The sequence below is a fragment of the Shimia sp. genome (assembly GCF_022448905.1).
Taxonomy (GTDB): Bacteria; Pseudomonadota; Alphaproteobacteria; order Rhodobacterales; family Rhodobacteraceae; genus Shimia.
This window is the reverse complement of sequence record NZ_JAKVCW010000011.1, coordinates 49,436-63,263: the sequence shown is the minus strand read 5'-3', so window position 1 is coordinate 63,263 and position 13,828 is coordinate 49,436. Positions and strand designations below refer to the sequence as shown.

At 60.1% G+C, this 13,828-nt stretch carries 15 protein-coding genes; 5 read left to right on the top strand and 10 right to left on the bottom strand.

What is annotated here, in order from left to right; all coding sequences use genetic code 11:
- Window positions 1-37: 37 nt before the first annotated feature.
- Window positions 38-1,003 (bottom strand): 4-hydroxybenzoate octaprenyltransferase, encoded by a 966-nt coding sequence (gene ubiA / locus MK208_RS14215; protein WP_294117683.1) that lies wholly within the window; start codon window positions 1,001-1,003, stop codon window positions 38-40.
- Window positions 1,004-1,015: 12 nt separating this feature from the next.
- Here ubiA and MK208_RS14210 point away from each other — a divergent pair, with 12 nt between their 5' ends.
- The 4 genes from MK208_RS14210 (at window position 1,016) to MK208_RS14195 (ending at window position 4,756) form a co-directional block, all read left to right on the top strand.
- Window positions 1,016-1,834: a 16S rRNA (uracil(1498)-N(3))-methyltransferase gene (locus tag MK208_RS14210; RefSeq protein ID WP_294117681.1), complete on the top strand. Its 819-nt coding sequence runs from the start codon at window positions 1,016-1,018 to the stop codon at window positions 1,832-1,834.
- Complete coding sequence (locus MK208_RS14205; RefSeq protein ID WP_294117680.1) at window positions 1,831-2,670, top strand: GNAT family N-acetyltransferase; 840 nt, start codon at window positions 1,831-1,833, stop codon at window positions 2,668-2,670. The genes MK208_RS14210 and MK208_RS14205 overlap by 4 nt, the downstream gene beginning before the upstream one ends.
- Before the next feature lie 142 nt (window positions 2,671-2,812).
- The gene (locus MK208_RS14200) at window positions 2,813-3,322 is read left to right on the top strand and encodes a hypothetical protein (RefSeq protein ID WP_294117678.1); all 510 of its coding nucleotides are present in this window, start codon (window positions 2,813-2,815) and stop codon (window positions 3,320-3,322) included.
- Window positions 3,323-3,385: 63 nt separating this feature from the next.
- Window positions 3,386-4,756, top strand: coding sequence for a glutamate--cysteine ligase (locus tag MK208_RS14195; protein ID WP_294117676.1), 1,371 nt, complete (start codon window positions 3,386-3,388; stop codon window positions 4,754-4,756).
- A 26-nt stretch (window positions 4,757-4,782) separates the two neighbouring features.
- Here MK208_RS14195 and MK208_RS14190 read toward each other — a convergent pair whose 3' ends face one another.
- The 8 genes from MK208_RS14190 to MK208_RS14155 all read right to left on the bottom strand — a co-directional run bounded on the left by MK208_RS14190 (window position 4,783) and on the right by MK208_RS14155 (window position 11,854).
- Window positions 4,783-5,223, bottom strand: a complete 441-nt coding sequence (locus tag MK208_RS14190) for a hypothetical protein (RefSeq protein WP_294117674.1) — start codon at window positions 5,221-5,223, stop codon at window positions 4,783-4,785.
- Window positions 5,224-5,347: 124 nt separating this feature from the next.
- Window positions 5,348-5,788, bottom strand: coding sequence for a hypothetical protein (locus MK208_RS14185; protein ID WP_294117672.1), 441 nt, complete (start codon window positions 5,786-5,788; stop codon window positions 5,348-5,350).
- Between the two features lie 135 nt (window positions 5,789-5,923).
- Entirely contained in the window at window positions 5,924-6,235 is a 312-nt protein-coding gene (locus MK208_RS14180) for a hypothetical protein (protein WP_294117670.1), read from the bottom strand.
- 206 nt (window positions 6,236-6,441) lie between these two features.
- The gene (locus MK208_RS14175) at window positions 6,442-6,897 is read right to left on the bottom strand and encodes a hypothetical protein (protein ID WP_294117669.1); all 456 of its coding nucleotides are present in this window, start codon (window positions 6,895-6,897) and stop codon (window positions 6,442-6,444) included.
- 160 nt (window positions 6,898-7,057) lie between these two features.
- Window positions 7,058-7,513 (bottom strand): hypothetical protein, encoded by a 456-nt coding sequence (locus tag MK208_RS14170; protein ID WP_294117667.1) that lies wholly within the window; start codon window positions 7,511-7,513, stop codon window positions 7,058-7,060.
- A gap of 136 nt (window positions 7,514-7,649) precedes the next feature.
- A complete protein-coding gene (locus MK208_RS14165; RefSeq protein WP_294117665.1) occupies window positions 7,650-8,090 on the bottom strand; it encodes a hypothetical protein in 441 nt (146 codons plus the stop codon).
- A 107-nt stretch (window positions 8,091-8,197) separates the two neighbouring features.
- Complete coding sequence (locus tag MK208_RS14160) at window positions 8,198-10,570, bottom strand: 1-deoxy-D-xylulose-5-phosphate synthase N-terminal domain-containing protein (protein ID WP_294117663.1); 2,373 nt, start codon at window positions 10,568-10,570, stop codon at window positions 8,198-8,200.
- A gap of 69 nt (window positions 10,571-10,639) precedes the next feature.
- Window positions 10,640-11,854 (bottom strand): methionine gamma-lyase, encoded by a 1,215-nt coding sequence (locus MK208_RS14155; RefSeq protein ID WP_294117662.1) that lies wholly within the window; start codon window positions 11,852-11,854, stop codon window positions 10,640-10,642.
- Window positions 11,855-11,972: 118 nt separating this feature from the next.
- Between MK208_RS14155 and MK208_RS14150 the strand changes: the two genes are divergently transcribed.
- The gene (locus MK208_RS14150; RefSeq protein ID WP_294117656.1) at window positions 11,973-12,428 is read left to right on the top strand and encodes an Lrp/AsnC family transcriptional regulator; all 456 of its coding nucleotides are present in this window, start codon (window positions 11,973-11,975) and stop codon (window positions 12,426-12,428) included.
- Here the strand turns inward: MK208_RS14150 and uxuA are convergent.
- The gene (gene uxuA, locus MK208_RS14145; protein WP_294117654.1) at window positions 12,423-13,628 is read right to left on the bottom strand and encodes a mannonate dehydratase; all 1,206 of its coding nucleotides are present in this window, start codon (window positions 13,626-13,628) and stop codon (window positions 12,423-12,425) included. The genes MK208_RS14150 and uxuA overlap by 6 nt on opposite strands.
- Between the last annotated feature and the right edge of the window lie 200 nt (window positions 13,629-13,828).

Genomic DNA, 13,828 nt, shown 5'->3' with positions numbered 1-13,828 from the left:
GTGCATGGTTGATACGGGGTTATGACCCCGCTTGCAATCACAGGAAAAAGGCGGTGGCGAAAAACAGCAGAGGGATAAGGCCGGTGTCGCGGTTGGCGCGGAACAGGCGCAGGAGCACGGCGGGGTCCTCGGTGTCGAGCTGGCGCAGTTGCCATTGCATGTGCCAGCCCATGGTGAGCGGCCCCAAAAGGGCGACGGCCATAGAGGCCGGGCTGCGCTCGATGGTGACCATCAGCACGGCAAAGCCAAAGAGCATGATTGTGAGGGTCAGGAAACCTTGAAGCCATTGCGGGCTGTTTTTGCCGAACAGCCGCGCGGTGGATTTCACACCGATGAGGGCGTCGTCTTCGGTGTCTTGGTGGGCATAGATGGTGTCGTAGAACAGGGTCCAAGCAATGCCTGCGGCGTAGAGGATCAAGGCGGGCCAGGCGAGGCTGCCGGTGTGGGCGGTCCAGGCCAGAAGCGCGCCCCAGTTGAAGGCGAGGCCCAAGAAGACCTGCGGCCACCATGTGAAGCGTTTGGCAAAGGGGTAGACCGCCACCGGCAGCAGGGAGGCGATGCCCAGCAGGATGGCGTTCAGGTTGAAAGTGAACAGGATGGCGGCGGAGATCAGGGTTTGGATCACCATCCAAATAGCGGCTTGTTTGGCGGTCACTTGGCCGGACGGGATTGGACGGGAGCGTGTGCGCGCAACTTGGGCGTCAAACTCGCGGTCGGTGATGTCGTTCCAGGTGCAGCCTGCGCCGCGCATCAGGAAAGCACCAATGGCGCAGCCGACGGCGATCCAGAGATCATGCAGCGAGGCCTGACCATCACTCAGTATCGCCAGCGCTAGGCTCATCCAGCAGGGCAGCAACAGGAGCCAAGTGCCAATGGGACGGTCCGCGCGCGACAAGCGCAGGTAGGGGCGAGACCAGGCTGGAGCCAGATGGTCGACCCAATTGCCTTTCACAGCGTCAGAAACTTGCCCCTTGGGGTCTTCCTTTGCGGGCGTGTCGGCCATATGTCGGTTCCCATGAAACAGGCAAAAGTCAGACTGTATGTAGAGCAGGGCTTGGGGGAAGGGCAAACCATTCCTCTGACCAAAGAGCAGGCGCATTACCTTTTTGGCGTGATGCGCATGGCGGTGGATGATCCGGTGCTGTTGTTTAATGGGCGGGATGGCGAGTGGCGCTGTGCCGTGACTGTGGCGAATAAACGCAATGGGGAACTGGTGTGCGAAGCGCAGACCAAACCGTTGCAGATGCCGCCAGACCTCTGGCTGTGCTTTGCGCCAATCAAGAAGGCGCGGACAGACTTTATTGTCGAGAAAGCCGCTGAAATGGGCGCGGCGCGGATTGTGCCGGTGAACACCGATTTCACCAACAGCGAGCGCATTCGGCAGGATCGTCTGCAGGCCCATGCGGTGGAAGCGGCGGAGCAATGTGGCGGGACCTATGTGCCGGAGGTCAGTGATCTGGTGAAGCTGGATCGGTTGCTGGCGGAGTGGCCTGAAGGGCGTCAATTGATGTTCTGCGATGAGGCCGAAGTGGGAGAGCAGCTTTGGCTGGAAGCGCTGCCCAGCGACCGACCCGAGGGTGGACGCGAAGCGCCCGCCCGTGGGGGCGGATCGGGCGCTGATCGGATCGCTAGCGATCCGATTCCGGGAAAAGACGGTCGGCCTTGGGCCATTTTGATTGGGCCGGAAGGTGGGTTTTCTGAGGCGGAGCGGGACCGGTTGAAGGCCTTGCCGTTTGCGCATGTGGTGAGCCTTGGGCCGCGGATTTTGCGGGCGGATACGGCGGCAGTTGCGGCGATGACCCTGTGGCAGCAGAGCCTGGGAGACTGGCAGTGAGTTGGCGCACGGTCACGGAGGCGGATCTTGCGTGGATTGAGCCGTTCCTGCGGGAGCATGTGCAGAGCTCGATGTTTTTGTTGGGGAACCTTGAGCAGCATGGCTTGGGCAGTGATGCCCCCAGAGGCTTGAAGATTTGGGCCTTGGACGGTGGGAGGCAGGGCCTTTTAGGCGTGACCAATGAAGGCATGGTTTTGCCGCAAGCGCCGATGGTGACCGAGCATGAGTTGTCTCAGATAGGGCCAATTTTTGCTGAGCGCAAGTTGATGGGCTGTTGCGGCGAGGCTGCTCAGGTCGCGCAGGTATTGGCGATTCCTGAGGTGCGCGCGCAGAAGCTGGTGTCTCATGACACGCAGCCGCATTTTGCCCTGTCACTTGAGGAGTTACGTCTGCCCGAGATTGGCGGATTGACCTTGGTTCCGTTGGAAGCTGCGCCTCGGGATCTCGTGTTGTCGTGGCGCGAAGCGTATCTAAAGGAAGTGCCCGGTTTAGCGGTTTCGGATCCGGTTTCGACAGCTCAAAAGGACATTGACGGGTATCTGGAGCGCAACAGCCACCGCGTTGTGATGCGGGGTGATCGCCCTGTTGCGATGGCTGGCTTCAATGCACAGACCTCGGACGTCGTGCAAATAGGCGGGGTGTACACGCCGCCGGACCTGCGTGGGCAAGGATTGGCAAGGGCTGCGGTGGCAATGCATTTGGCTGAAGCGCGCGATGCAGGAAAGGCCCATGCGACCCTGTTTGCGGCCAGTGCAGCTGCAGTTAAGGCCTACCAATCCATTGGGTTTCTGCCATGTGGGCAATTTGCCATGGCGTTTTTTGATACCGAAACATGAGACATGGCATGATTGGTCTGGCGTTTTTGGCATCGAATAGAGGGCCGCGCTTGACCCTGGGAGGAAGCAAAAGCGCCCTCCCGTGGGGAGGGTCGGGCGCTGCCCGGCCTTGCGGCCGGACTAGAGTTTGAAAGGTGGTGACATGACATTCATTCGACCTGAGGCCCGCGCGGCGGTGGCGCAGTGGCGGGAAGCCCTGGTGGGCGGCGTGGTGTTGCTGCTTGGTATTTGGTGGGCCAGTGGCTTTGGCGTGATGAAATGGCTGGGCATTGGCCTCGTCGCCGTGGGCGCGGTGCTGATCGTGAGCGGTCTGCAGCGCGGGCGGTTTCGGATTGGCAAAGGCGGGCCGGGCGTGGTGCAGGTAGACGAGGGCGAGGTGGCTTACTTTGGCCCGCTCAATGGCGGTAGCGTGGCCATTCGCAGCCTGAGCCGCGTGGTGCTGGACGGACGCAGCACGCCACCGGTTTGGGCACTCTATCAACCGGGGCAGGCGCCGTTGCATATTCCGGTGAATGCCGAAGGCTCTGATGCGCTTTTTGATGCCTTTGCGTCGCTGGATGGCATCCGCACGGAAAACATGCTGGCTAGGTTGAAGGCCACACCGGATCAACCGGTTGTGATCTGGGCCAAATCAGACCCCCGGTTGCATTGACACTGCCGGGAATTACCCTCACCACTACTGTCCCAAGCGAGTTTGCAGGAGCGGAGCAAGCCTATGTCTATCCCACAGTCCGGCGGCGGGCCGATTGAGCATCACGACCAACTGGCGGAATACCTCAGCTCTGGCTGCAAACCCAAAGAAGACTGGCGTATTGGCACCGAGCACGAGAAGTTTGGCTATTGTAAAGACACGCTGAAGCCGCTGCCTTATGAAGGCAAACGCTCCATTCTGGCGGTGCTGGAAGGCCTGCGTGATGGCCACGGCTGGTCCCCGCTGGAAGAAGGCGGCAAGCTGATCGGCTTGGAGAAAGACGGCGCCAATGTGAGTCTTGAGCCGGGGGGGCAGCTGGAGCTGTCCGGTGCGCCGCTCGAGAGCATCCACCAGACCTGTGATGAGGTGAACCAACACCTGACCGATGTGAAAGACATCGCCGACAAGATCGGGGTGGGGTTCATTGGGCTTGGCGCGGCGCCGATCTGGAGCCATGAGCAGATGCCGGTGATGCCCAAAGGGCGTTACAAGCTGATGACCGATTACATGGACCGCGTGGGCACCATGGGCAAGGTCATGATGTATCGGACCTGCACCGTGCAGGTGAACCTCGATTTTGCCTCTGAGGCGGACATGGTGCAGAAGCTGCGCGTGGCGCTGGCGTTGCAGCCGGTGGCGAATGCGTTGTTTGCCAATTCGCCGTTTCTGGATGGCAAACCCAATGGGGTGAAATCCACACGGGGGCTGGTCTGGCGCAATCTGGATGACGACCGCACCGGCATGTTGCCGTTTGTGTTTGAAGAGGGTTTTGGCTTTGAGCGTTGGGTGCAATATGCGCTCGATGTGCCGATGTATTTTGTCTATCGCGACGGAAAATACATCGACGCGCTGGGCATGTCCTTCCGCGACTTCCTGAAAGGCGAGCTGCCGGCCCTGCCCGGCGAGATGCCTACCCTGAGCGATTGGGCGGATCACCTGACCACCGCCTTCCCTGAGGCGCGGATCAAGAAATTCATGGAAATGCGCGGCGCGGACGGTGGTCCATGGCGGCGGCTTTGTGCTCTGCCCGCGTTCTGGGTGGGGCTGATGTATGATCAATCCTCGCTGGATGCGGCCTGGGATCTGGTGAAAGGCTGGGATGCGGAGACGCGGGAGGCGCTGCGGGTTGCGGCCAGTGAAGACGGGCTTCAGGCGCAGGTGGGTGGCATCAAGATGCACGATCTGGCGCGGGAGGTGCTGGCGATCTCCGAGGCCGGTCTGGTGGCGCGGGCCAAGCCGGGAGCTGGTGGGTTGGTGCCTAATGAGACCCATTTCCTGAACGCGCTGAAGGAAAGCGTGGAGAGTGGCAAGGTCCCGGCGGATGAGCTTCTGGAGCGGTATCACGGCGACTGGAACGGTGATCTGAGCCAGATCTACGGCGAGTACAGCTACTGATTTCGGTGAACGCGAACGCCGCTGGCTTAAAGCAGGTGGCGTTCGGTGTGGCAGGTTTCAGGGAAGTACTTGAGGCTGTCTTCCGGCAAGTTGAGCACTGCAAATGCCTCTGGGTACCCGGGAAGAACGTGCAAGCGAATTGGGATTTCTTTGGCCGCGATCATGCTTTCGTACATGAGGATTGCTGGTTCAGACACTTTGGTGCTGCCCACCAGACAAATGTCCATGCCTGAGTCCACGCTGCCATGCGTCTGCTTTGAGTGCGTGGTGAATTCATGCACTTCGTCATAGCCAATTTCAAAAGAGGTTACCTGGAAAAAGTCGCTGATTTCGGCCATGCCGGACCGGTATTCCGGCCGTTGATAGCAGGCTTGGGTCTCTTCAAAGAGTTCCTTTGGCGTGACCTGTCCAGAATAAATGATGTGGACGAGATTGAGCTCGGGAATGATCGTTAGGCTGACGGGCATCGCTTTCCTTTTGATTAGTTTGCGATGCATCTTTTGTTAGAGCAACCTTTTCTCACCTTGCACGACAGATTTTGCGGCGTGTTTTCGCAAATTGGGATTTGGGAAAGGCAGAAGGTTTGTTTGCCTAGAACAGGTGACTTTCCTTACGGCAGAAATCTGGGAAATAGGCGAGGCCTGCGGCAGGCAGGTTGAGCAAGGCCAAAACTTCGGGGTAGCCGGGCACGACGGTGACTTCAAATGGGGCGTTGCTGGCGGCGGAGAGGTTTTCATACATCGCCATGGCCGCAGCGGTGATCGGGGTTTCGCCCACCAGAACAAGTTGAATAGGCTCGGTCACATCGCGGTAGGTTTCGGTTGTTTGCTTGGCGTAAGCCATCATTTCATCAAAGCCGATGTCGACCTCGGTCACTTGTGACAGGTCATTGATGCCGGGCATGCCCATTTCAAAGGCTGGGTTCTGGTGCCGTTTGGTTTGCTCGTCATAGAGATCCTGAATGGTCACGCGCCCGGTATAGACGTTGTGTACCACCTGAAGCTCGGGAATGACGGAAACGCTGATCGGCAATCTCAAATCCTTTCCAGAAGTGTGCAGCGCATTGAAACCTATTTCAAGCATTGCGCTAGGAACGCAATTGGGGAGGGCGCGTCTATGGGAGTGTTTCGGCGGCAGGTATTGCCTGGCGAGGTTGGTCCCAAGGGATCAGAGCAGGTGACTCTCTTGCTGGCACGATTCCGGGAAGTGTCGGATAGCCTCGGCAGGCAAATCCAGCAGCGCAAGCACTTCGGGATAACCGTCGGCTGTCTCGATTTTGGCCTTCGGGTCCTGCACGGCGACGAGATTTTGGAACATCTCCACCATCAGGGCGGGCTGTCCGGTGAGGCCGAGAAAGATAACATGTAAAGCCGCGCCCTGGTCTGCGTGCAGCGTTGCCAGCTCTTTGACAAAAGACTGGTGGATGTCGAAGCGGGTGTCGATGAAGCCAACCTGAGACATGTCCGCGATTTCGGGCATGCCGAAGCGATAGTCCGGTTGGGCCTAGCATTTGGTCAGCGCGCCGCGTAGCTCATCTTCGATAAGGGTTCCAGTTCCGACGACGTGAACCAGGGACAATTGCGGGAGGATCGTCGCGGTGACCGGCATCGGGCGTTCCTCAGTGTAGGCATCCTGAGTTAAGGATTGCGCACTAAGAGCGCAGGGTCAAGAAACTCCGGTGACGGTCAAGAGGACAGGCGATTGAGCAGGTGCGCTTCGCTGCGGCAGTCTTCGGGGAAGAGGTCGATGGTGCGGCGGGGCAAATCTAGGATGGCGAGGATGTCGGGGAAGCCCTGCACGATGTCGACGCTGGCGATGCCGTCTTCGAGCTCTGACAAAGAGCGGAACATTTCCGCCAGCCAAATGCTTTGGTCGTTGTTGCAGACAATATAGATATGCACATGTTCGCCGCGCTCGCGGTGGCGCTGCTGGATGCCGGCGGTGAAGGCCTTCATCTCGTCAAACCCCACGTCGAAGTCTTCGAGATTGAGCATATCGAGGATCATATGCATGCCGGGCGTGAAGTCTGGATTGGCATGCAGGGCCTGGGACGACGTGGTGAAGTCCTCAAAAGTGACGCTACCTGTAAAGCGGCTGTACACCAGCGGAGCCGGGGTCAGCAGTTGGCTTTCAATCGGCATGGGCACTCCCTAGTTTGGCGCCGTGTCGGTTTTGCCGTGGTCCAGTCGGCTCACGTTTAGGATGAGTGGCCCATGCGCATGTGTCAAGTGACACAGGCTGCTCCGCTGAGGGTGCTAGGGGAGCGTTAAGGAAGCCTTTTCAGTGAAGACCGGTTTCGTTTCAGGAGCTGCGACGGTTGAGCAGGTGGGACTCGGTTTGACAGTCTTCGGGGAATAGCTTGATGGTGTCCGGTGGCAGGTCAAGCAGGGCGAGGACTTCTGGGAAGCCGTGCAGGATGTCGATGTTGGCCAGGCCGGGTTCCAGGTCGGCCAGGGCGCGGAACATTTCCGCCAGCCAGCGGCCTCGTTCGCTGCTGCAGACAATGAAGATGTGCACCGGTTTGCCCCGGGCGCTGTGACGGTTGCGGGTCAGGGCGGCAAAGTCGCGCATCTGGTCAAAACCGATGTCAAAATCGGTCACGTCGAGCATGTCGACCACGGTGTGGGTGCCCGGCACATAGGCCGGATCGGCGTGCAGCGCTTGGGAGGAGGCGGTCAATTCGGCCATGGTGACATGGCCGGAGAACCGGCGGTAGGCCAGAGCGGCGGGACTGAGGATTTGGTTCTCGATGGGCATGAACACCCCAAGTCTTCAGGCTGAACCCTTTGGTGATACGGAAGCGCGCGCAAGTCACACGGTACCGGTTTCTTCATGGCGATTTATGCCAAAATAACATTCCAAAAATGGAATTCAATAGGAATGAAGCAAAGCCTTAGAGCAGATGGGTTTCATCCTGGCAGTGGGGCGGGAATTCGGCGATCTGGTCTTCGGACAGATCTAGGGCAGCGAAGATTTCTGGATAACCGGGCATCACGTGCAGATCTACGGTGCTGGGCAGGGTTTCTGAAAAGGCCATGAACATCTCGCCGATGGAAAATCCTAGTTGATTTTGGTCGAGCAAAAATAGGGTCAACGGCTCTGCGTTGGCGTTGTGAAACTCGGTGAACGCCTTGGTGAATGTGAGCATGTCATCGTAGCCGGCCTGCATGTCGGTGACGCCGCGAAAATCCCCCACTTCGGTCATGCCGTGGATGTAGCCCGGGTCCTGATAGGCACGCGTGAGGGCGGCCCAGAGTTCGCCGGGCAGGACGGTGCCGTATAATTCGACGTGCAAAAGCGCGGATTTCGGCAGGAGGGTGGTTCTGACAGGCACGCGGGCTCCTTTGTGGCAGGCGAATGAGATGCCTGTGACAAGCATGCGGGCGCGATGTGGCCGGCGTCAAGAGGGGCGCCGCCTGCCGCGGCGGTAGACGTGTGGCGTTACCTTTGCGGCAAAAGGCTGCGGCCCGAGGTCAGCGCGTTGATGCGGGAGACGATGGTGGCGGCGTCCAGCCCGTGGTGCCGGTAGAGGTCGCCGATGGTGCCGGTTTGGCCGAAGTGCTCCACGCCTAGCGGTAGGGTTTGATGGCCCTGCACTGCGCCGAGCCAGCTCAGCGTGGCGGGGTGGCCATCGATCACTGTGAGCAGGCGGCAATGGGGCGGCAGCTCGGACAAAAGCCGCTCGATGTGGCTTTGGGCCGACATTTGCCCCCGCGCGCGGGCACGTTGCGCGGCGGTCCAGCCGGCGTTGAGGCGGTCCGCAGAAGTGACGGCCAAAACGCCGATGTCGCGGCGGTCGTTGGCGATTTGACCAGCGGCTTTGATGGCTTCCGGCGCAACAGACCCTTGGTAGGCAATCACAACCTCGCAGTTGGGGCCGGGTTTGCGCAGCCAGTAGGCACCATCGATTGCGCCCTGTTTGAACGCGTCATCGTTGCGCTTGCCCGGCTGCTCAATCGGGTTGGTGGTCAGGCGCAGATAGACAGAGCCGCCGGTTTCATCGCGCAGCCAGGTGCGCTCGTCGGGATCGCCTTCGCCATCGCGTTGCAGGTAGTCAAAGGCCCATTCCATGATCACGGCTAGCTCATCGGCAAAGGCCGGTTCAAAGGAAGCGAGGCCGTCTTGGGACATGCCGATCAAAGGCGAGGCAATGGATTGATGCGCGCCGCCTTCGGGTGCAAGCGTCACGCCGGAGGGGGTGCCCACCAGCAGGAAGCGGGCGTCTTGATAGCAGGCGTAGTTGAGCGCATCGAGACCGCGGGACACAAAAGGATCGTAGACGGTGCCGATGGGGATCAGGCGTTTGCCAAAGAGGGAGTGGGATAAGCCTGCGGCCCCCAGCAGGAGCATCAGGTTCATCTCGGCAATGCCCAGCTCAATGTGCTGGCCTTCCGGCGTGAACTCCCATTTGGCTGTTGAGGGAATGCGGTGCTCGATAAAGGCGTCGGCCTGGGCCTTGCGGGCAAAGAGCTTGCGGCGGTTGACCCATGGGCCGAGGTTGGTGGTGCCGGTCACATCGGGCGAGGTGGTCACGATGCGCGCGGCAAGGTCGCTGTCGCCTTTGGAGAGGTCATCGAGAATTTTGCCAAAGGCCATTTGCGTGGAAGTCTCGCGGTCACTGTCGAGCGAGATGGCCGGAACCGGGAGTTTGGCGTCGGTAAACCGGCGTGGCCCTTGGGCAAAGAAAGGCACTTCGGAGAGGAAGTCGCGCAGGGCGGCTGGGGCGGCGACGGTGGCCATCGGCTCCCATTCCTGACCTTCGGCCACACCCATGTGTTTTTGCCAAGTCGCCATCTGGGTCTTGTTCATCAACCCGCCGTGGTTGTCCTTGTGACCGGCGATGGGCGTGCCCCAGCCTTTGATGGTGTAGGCCAGAAAACAGGTTGGGCGGTCGTGGTCGATGGCGGCGAAGGTCTCGGCCATGGTTTCCACGCAGTTGCCGCCGAGGTTTTCCATCAGTTCGGCCAACTCGTCGTCGCTGCGCCGATCTAGGAGCGCCGTAACGTCGCCTTGGTCGCCAAGATCGTCCATCAGGTGTTTCCGCCAGACCGCCCCGCCCATGAAGGTCAAGGCGGAGTAGTCTTGGTTAGGGCAATTGTCGATCCAGTCGCGCAACTTGTCACCGCCGGGCTCGGCAAAGGCAGCACGTTGCAGGGCGCCGTATTTCACGCGGACTACGTCCCAGCCAAAGGCGTCAAAGATCTTCTCAACCCGTTCAAACAGGCCTTCGCGCACGATGCCGTCCAAGGATTGGCGGTTGTAGTCGATGATCCACCAGGTGTTGCGCAGGTCGTTTTTCCAGCCCTCTTGCAGGGCCTCATAGACGTTGCCTTCGTCCAGTTCCGCATCGCCCACCAGCGCCACCATACGGCCCTGCGGCGCGTCCGCGCCCCAGTCTTTGGCGGTGATGTAGTCTTGGATCAGCGAGGCGAAGGAGGTGATTGCCACGCCAAGCCCCACGGAGCCGGTGGAGAAATCCACATCGTCGATGTCTTTGGTGCGGCTGGGGTAGCTTTGCACGCCGCCAAAGCCGCGGAAGTTTTCCATTTTCTCGCGTGTCTGATTGCCCATCAGATATTGCATCGCATGGAAGATTGGCGAGGCGTGGGGTTTCACGGCAACGCGGTCTTCAGGCTTGAGCGTGGCAAAGTAGAGCGCGGTCATGATCGAAACCATGGAGGCGGAGGACGCCTGGTGGCCGCCGATCTTGATGCCGTCTTCTTTGGGCCGGATGTGGTTGGCGTTGTGGATCATCCAATGGGACAGCCACAGCAGGCGTTGTTCGATGGTCTTCAGGTGCTGGGTGTCGTTCATTGTCTGGCTCCGGTGGGCAATCGGGGAGAGTGGCCTTGGCGCAAGTGTAGCACGCCAAGGCCGAAGGGCTTATTCCGCTGCGATGCGGGTGGGCAGGGCGTCTAGCGCTTGGGCGAGGTCGGCGAGGATGTCCTCAACCTCTTCAAGACCTACGGACAGACGCACGAGGCCTTCGGTGATGTTGTGCGCGGCGCGCTCTTCGGGCGTGTAGGTGGAATGGGTCATGGAGGCCGGGTGCTGGATCAGGCTTTCGGCGTCGCCCAAAGACACCGCCCGCTGGATGAGGTTGAGGTTGTTCATCAGCGCGATACCCGCGTCGTGGCCTTCGACCAGTTCAAAGGCGATCATCGCGCCGGGTTTGTCCATTTGGCGCTCTGCCAGCTCATGCTGTGGGAAACTCTTTAGGCCCGGGAAGGACACGGATTCAATGGCCGGGTGGCTTTCGAGCCATTCCGCAACGGTGATCGCGGATTGCACATGGCGGTCCAGACGCAGGGCCAGGGTTTTGAGGCCGCGCAAGATCAGCATGGCATTAAACGGCGCCATGACCGCGCCGGTCATGTCTTTCATGCCGACCAGACGGATGTCGGCAATTTGCTCGGCGGTGCCGACCACAAGACCGGCCACCACATCGCCGTGGCCCCCGAGATACTTGGTGGCGGAGTGCAGCACGATGTCTGCGCCCAGTTCGATAGGGCGGGTCAGGTAGGGCGTAGCGTAGGTGTTGTCGACCACCACGGTGGCGTCCACGCTGTGCGCAATTTTGGATGCGGCGGCGATGTCGACCAGACGCATGTTGGGGTTGGCCGGGGTTTCGAAATACACCACGCGGGTTTTGTCTGAGACAGCGGCGCGCAGATTTTCGATATTGGTCATGTCGACATGGGTGATGGTCACGCCCCATTTCGCCAGACCATGCTGCATGAAGGCAAAGGTGCAGCCATACAGCGTTTTGTCGACGATGAGTTCGTCGCCAGGGGAGAGCAGGGTCCAGAGCGTGGCGGTGATGCCGCCCATGCCGGAGGCCAAGGCCAGACCGGCTTCGGCCCCTTCGAGTGTGGCGATGCGCTGCTCCAGCAGATCGCAGGTTGGATTTGAGATGCGCGAATAGATGTGCCCCACGCGGTCACCGGCAAACATCTCGCCACCGGCCTGCGCGGTTTCAAAAGTGAAAGTGGAGGTCAGGTGCAGCGGTGGGGTCAGCGCGCCTTCGTTGTCCTGCGGATCATAGGCGTGGTGGATGGCGCGGGTGGCGAAGCCTTGTGGGGCGTTGCGTTTGGTCATGGGAAGGGTCCTCGCGTGAAACTGTTAAGGTCAGTTTGGGGGAGGTTGCGGGGCATGTGATTGCGAAAAATAGCGCAGTTGGGTAGAATGTTGGCATAATCTGCCAAGGAGTCGCGAGATGGATGCCAAAGATCGTCAGATTATTCGGGCGTTACAGGCCAATGGGCGCATGACCAATCAGGATCTGGCGGAGGCGGTGAATCTGTCCCCCAGTCCCTGTCTGCGACGGTTGCGCAATTTGGAAAGCTCTGGCGCAATCACCGGTTACGGCGCAGAGGTGGATGCCAAAGCCTATGGCCTGCCGGTGACGGTGTTTGTGCGGGTGAAACTGGAGCGGCACAATGAAGAGGATGTGCAGCGGTTTGAGCGCGCGGTGATGTTGATTGATGAGGTGCTGGAGTGCCACGTTCTGACCGGGGCAACGGATTATCAGCTGCGCGTGGTGGTGGCGGATCTGGAGGCTTATGAGGAATTCATCCGCCTGCGCATTCATCCGATTGGCGGGATTGCCAGCATCGACACCACCTTTGCCTATGGCACGGTGAAAAAGACCGGCGTGTTTCCGGCTTTATAGATCGGCGGTGAGCGCGGTCATCACGCCGCGCAGTTCCGCCAGCCCTTTGGTGCGGCCAATCAGCGGGTAACCGGGCAGGGTTTCGCTGTGCAGGTCATATAAGATGTGTTGGCCGTGGTCCGGGCGCATGGGGATGTCCCAATCGCTGCGGCCTTCGGCCTTGCGGCGGGACTCTTCCTTCAGCAGCGCGCGGATGGCGAGGACCATGTCGGTTTGCCCTTCCAGATGCATAGACTCGTGAAAGCTGAGCTTGTTGCCGTCAGATGGTCCTTGGCGCAGGGTGTTGCGCAGATGGGCAAAATGGATGCGTGGGCCAAGACGGGCGATGAAGTCTTCTGTGTCAAAGGCCGGGTTCACGCCAAGGGAGCCGGTGCAGAGTGTTGCGCCGTTGGCGGGGCTGTCGATGGCGGAGAGGATGGCCTCGTAATCTGCCGTGGAGGACATCACGCGGGGCAGTCCTAGCAGAGAGAACGGCGGGTCGTCGGGGTGGCAGCACAGGCGGATGCCGTGTTCTTCGGCCACGGGCACCACTTCGGACAGAAAGTCGATCAGGTTGGCGCGCAGCTGGGAGGCGTCGATGTCTTTATATAGAGCAAGTAGGTCCAGCACATCTGTCAGGGTCCAGCTTTCGGTGGCGCCCGGCAGCCCGGCGACAATGGTGTTCACCAAGCTGGCCTGTGCGGTGTCGTCCAATGCGTTGAAACGGGCACTGGCGGCTTGTTTGGTCTCTGGGCTGTAATCGTCTTCTGCGCCGGGACGGGCCAGTAGGAAGAGGTCAAACAGGGCGAAGTCAACCACATCAAAGGCCATGGCGGTGCCGCCGTGGGACATGCGCGCGGCGAGGTTGGTGCGGGTCCAGTCCAGCACAGGCATGAAGTTGTAACACACCGTCTGGATGCCGCAGCCGGCAAGGTTATGCAGGCTTTCCTTATAAGCGGCAATGTGCGCGGCGTAGCCGGTGCCTTTGGTCTTTATGACTTCGGAAACCGGCAGGCTTTCCACCACCTCCCAGTTGAGGCCTGTGGGTTGTGGCGTTGGTTTGGCGATTTCTGCCTGTCGCTCGCGGATGTCACTCTTGGACCAAGGGGTGCCCGGGGGGATGTGATGCAGGGAGGTGACCACGCCTTGCACGCCCACCTGTGGCAAGTCGTAGATGTCGATCGGGTCAGCCGGACCAAACCAGCGCCATGTCTGCTTCACAGGGAACTCCTAAGTCAGGTCACGCGTGGGCACGGCCGAGCGTTTGGGCGAATGGTGCAACCTGAAGGCGGCCCCGGCAAGGGAAAATTTCGCGCATTTGCAGATGGTTGCTGCTGGGAGATGCTATAATGTTGCCGTTGGGTCATCTTTGCCATGGCGGGCGCCTGAGTTTGCGTCTTTAACGTGCTCTGTGGTCACGT

Coding starts and splice junctions, on each gene's coding strand:
- ubiA (WP_294117683.1), bottom strand. CDS start 1,003: ATGGCCGACACGCCCGCAAAGGAAGACCCCAAGGGGCAAGTTTCTGAC.
- MK208_RS14210 (WP_294117681.1), top strand. CDS start 1,016: ATGAAACAGGCAAAAGTCAGACTGTATGTAGAGCAGGGCTTGGGGGAA.
- MK208_RS14200 (WP_294117678.1), top strand. CDS start 2,813: ATGACATTCATTCGACCTGAGGCCCGCGCGGCGGTGGCGCAGTGGCGG.
- MK208_RS14195 (WP_294117676.1), top strand. CDS start 3,386: ATGTCTATCCCACAGTCCGGCGGCGGGCCGATTGAGCATCACGACCAA.
- MK208_RS14190 (WP_294117674.1), bottom strand. CDS start 5,223: ATGCCCGTCAGCCTAACGATCATTCCCGAGCTCAATCTCGTCCACATC.
- MK208_RS14180 (WP_294117670.1), bottom strand. CDS start 6,235: ATGCCCGAAATCGCGGACATGTCTCAGGTTGGCTTCATCGACACCCGC.
- MK208_RS14175 (WP_294117669.1), bottom strand. CDS start 6,897: ATGCCGATTGAAAGCCAACTGCTGACCCCGGCTCCGCTGGTGTACAGC.
- MK208_RS14170 (WP_294117667.1), bottom strand. CDS start 7,513: ATGCCCATCGAGAACCAAATCCTCAGTCCCGCCGCTCTGGCCTACCGC.
- MK208_RS14160 (WP_294117663.1), bottom strand. CDS start 10,570: ATGAACGACACCCAGCACCTGAAGACCATCGAACAACGCCTGCTGTGG.
- MK208_RS14155 (WP_294117662.1), bottom strand. CDS start 11,854: ATGACCAAACGCAACGCCCCACAAGGCTTCGCCACCCGCGCCATCCAC.
- MK208_RS14150 (WP_294117656.1), top strand. CDS start 11,973: ATGGATGCCAAAGATCGTCAGATTATTCGGGCGTTACAGGCCAATGGG.